The following is a 2440-nucleotide window of genomic DNA, read 5'->3' as shown; positions in this document are numbered from 1 at the left end:
GCAGCGCCCGCGCGGCGCCGAACGCGTCGATCGCGCCGTCGCCGCCCACGGCGTTGCGATACGCGGCCGACAGCTTGACCCAGACGCGGCCGGTATCCGCGAGCAACAGCAGGCGACGGAAGCTGGGCGCGCGCTCGCCGAGCGCGGGCGACGGGCGGCCGAAATGGTCGATCACCAGCGTGCACGACTGCGCGAGCAGCGGCGCGGTGATCGCATGCAGATCCTCGATGCCTCGATGGATCTCGACATGCCAGCCGAGCGCGTTGATGCGGGCGAACAGCGCGCGCCAGTCAGGCGCACCGAAATCCGGAATCGGCAGCCCGACGAGGTTCAGCCGCATCCCGACCACCCCTGCCCGGTCGAGCGCGTCGAGATCGCGGTCCGAAATCGACGGATCGACCATCGCGACACCGCGGAAGCGGAGCGGGTAACGGCGCAGCACGTCGACGAAGTACGTGTTGTCGGTGCCGAGGAAGCTCGGCTGCACCAGCACCGCGTGCGTGATGCCGTGCGCGGCGAGATGCGCGACGTACGCGTCGAGCGATGCGTCGTAGTCGGGCGCATGCCGGACCACGGGCGCGAGCGGCAGGCCGCGCGCGAACACGTGCGCATGCGCATCGATGGCGGCCACGGCCGGGTCCCCTGCGTACCACGCGTCCACTGACGGCGCGGCCGGAACCTGTTCGACGAGGTGATTCACGAGACGATCCATGACGAGTCTGCAAGAGGCGCCCGGCCGATGCGCTGCCGGGCGATTCGATGGCGTGAAGCGGCCGAACGCTACAGCGACGCCTCGGCGCGCGGCTGGCTTTCGGTATCCGCGTTGCCGCCGGGCGCCGCGCCGGACAGCCGGCGGTGGCCCGTTTCCGGCAGGAACCACACCGCGATCACGACCAGCCCGTATGCGATGCCCGCGTCGATGCCGAGTGCCGTGCCGAGCGGCAGCGACTCGCCCATCCGCCCGACCAGCACCGGGAAACCGGCCGACACGATGCGGCCGAAGTTGTAGCAAAAGCCGACGCCACGGCCGCGCACGTTGCGCGGGTAAAGCTCGTTGAACAGCGTGCCGAGCGTCGCCGGGATGCCGGCCGAAAACAGGCCGAGCGGGAAACCGAGCAGCAGCATCGCGACGTCGTTCAGCGGCAGGAACACGTACAGGTTCACCATCACCGCGCAGCACGCGGCGAACAGCATCACGTTGCGGCGGCGGCCAATCTTGTCCTGCAGGTACGCGCTAAGGAAGCAGCCGCAGATGAACGCGACGATCACGACCGCGAGATACGCGCCGGTGCCCAGCACCGACAGGTGCCGCTCGGTCTTCAGATAGGTCGGCAGCCAGATCGTGATCGCGTGATAGCCGCCGTGCGCACCGACGCCGATCAGCCCGCCGACCACCGTCGCACGCACCACCGAGCGGTCGAAGATGCCGATCGTCGGCCCTTCGTCGGCGCTCGCCGTTGCCTGCGCCGACGCGTCGACCGGCGTCGCGCGCGGCGGCTCCGGAATCGCGCGGCGGATATACAGCACCAGCAGCGCGGGCAGCGCGCCGATCGCGAACAGCACGCGCCACGCCCATTCGGCCGGCAGCCACGCGAATACCAGCATGTACAGCAGCACGGCCGCGCCCCAGCCGAAGCCCCAGGCACTTTGCACGATGCCCATCGCCTTGCCGCGATGGCGCGCGCCGACCGTTTCGGCGAGCAACACCGCACCGGCGGTCCACTCGCCGCCGAACCCGAGCCCCTGCAGCGCCTTCAGCACCAGCAACTGCTCGAAGTTCTGCGCGAACGCGCTCAGGAACGTGAACAGCGAGAACCAGCACACGGTGATCTGCAGCGCCCGCACGCGGCCGTAGCGGTCGGCGATCACGCCGGCCAGCAACCCGCCGAGCGCGCCCGCCACGAGCGTCGCGCCGCCGATCAGGCCGGCCTGCCCCTTGCCGATGCCCCAGGTCGTGAGCAGCGCGGGGATCACGAGACTGAACATCTGCGTGTCGAGCCCGTCGAGTGCCCAGCCGGCAAAGCAGCCGCGCAAGGTGCGCCGTTCGGTCGTCGATAGCTCGCGGGTCCAGTTCAATGCAGGTCTCCTCGTGGGGGCGTTCCGTCGCCGGGCGCCGGATGTCGTGGCTCGATGAGCATCCTATGAAGCGTGGGGATAATTCGCTACTATGTTTTGAATAATTATTCATAACGTGAGCTTATGGAAATCAGGCACGTTCGCTACTTCCTCGCGATCGTCGATACGGGCAGCTTCACGCGCGCGGCCAGCGAACTGGGCATTGCGCAGCCGGCGCTCAGCCAGGCGCTGAACCGGATGGAGAAGGAGCTGGGGGTCAGGCTGTTCGACCGCTCGCGGCGCGGGGCCACGCTGACGGCGGCCGGCCTCGCGATGGTCGACGACCTGCGCCTGAGCCTCGCGCGCCTCGACGCGGCCGCGCACA

3 protein-coding genes are annotated in these 2440 nt (G+C 69.3%); 1 reads left to right on the top strand and 2 read right to left on the bottom strand.

Annotated elements, in window-relative coordinates:
• Positions 1-712: amidohydrolase family protein (locus G3N99_RS38705; protein WP_206125031.1), on the bottom strand; the 712-nt coding region annotated here is incomplete at its 3' end.
• Between the two features lie 68 nt (positions 713-780).
• Positions 781-2076 carry an MFS transporter gene (locus G3N99_RS38700; protein WP_206125030.1) on the bottom strand — a complete coding sequence of 432 codons (1296 nt, stop codon included), beginning with the start codon at positions 2074-2076 and terminating at the stop codon, positions 781-783.
• A gap of 123 nt (positions 2077-2199) precedes the next feature.
• Here G3N99_RS38700 and G3N99_RS38695 point away from each other — a divergent pair.
• Positions 2200-2440: LysR family transcriptional regulator (locus G3N99_RS38695; RefSeq protein WP_206125029.1), on the top strand; the 241-nt coding region annotated here is incomplete at its 3' end.

Source organism: Burkholderia sp. Ac-20392 (assembly GCF_017104585.1).
In the GTDB taxonomy this organism is placed as follows: domain Bacteria; phylum Pseudomonadota; class Gammaproteobacteria; order Burkholderiales; family Burkholderiaceae; genus Burkholderia; species Burkholderia lata.
Note: the sequence above shows the minus strand (reverse complement) of the source record. Positions and strands in the feature narration are given on the sequence as shown.